The 680-nt window shown below is 36.8% G+C and carries 1 protein-coding gene; it reads right to left on the reverse strand.

The genetic code is table 11. From position 1 onward, the window contains the following. The coding region (locus AM506_RS21760) for an IS3 family transposase (protein ID WP_060675154.1) at nt 1-680 on the reverse strand (680 nt) is incomplete at both ends.

Raw genomic sequence — 680 nt, forward strand, 5'->3', positions numbered from 1 at the left:
TGAGTTCGGTATTCGACTGGACTTAGTCCATCCAATTTTTCTTTTGAACGTTCATGATTGTACCAGTGGATATATTCTTCAATCCGGCTTCTTAAATCCTCAAAGGTAACTAATTTTTCTCCATAGTACATTTCCTGCTTCAAAACACCAAAAAAGTTTTCCATTACAGCGTTGTCTGCGCATGTAGCTTTCCGTGACATGCTTTGGAATACATTATTTTTCTTTAAGGTCTTCACCCATTGATTGTGTTGGTAATGCCAGCCTTGATCAGAATGGATGGTGGTTCGATAGATTGCGTGATTTCTTATTATTTCTATCGTTTCATGTAAAGGTTCCATGACTAGATCTAACGTGGGACGTTTCCTGATTCCGTACGCTATGATTTCTCCGTTATAGAGGTCAAGAATGGGATTTAAATATAACTTCTCTTCGTTTAGACATTTAAATTCTGTAATGTCAGTTACTAATTTTTGTAGAGGGACATGCGTGTTAAACCGGCGTGATAATCGGTTCTTCGCTACCTTTCCAACGTTCCCCTTATACGAATTGTATTTACGGGATTTCCGCATGAATTTTACACATTTCAATCCGAGGTCTCGCATAATACGATATACTTTTTTATGATTGATATGATGACCTAATTTCTTTAATTCCTTCGTAATTCTTTTATATCCATACCG

Source organism: Rossellomorea vietnamensis, assembly GCF_001305855.1.
GTDB lineage: Bacteria > Bacillota > Bacilli > Bacillales > Bacillaceae_B > Rossellomorea > Rossellomorea vietnamensis_A.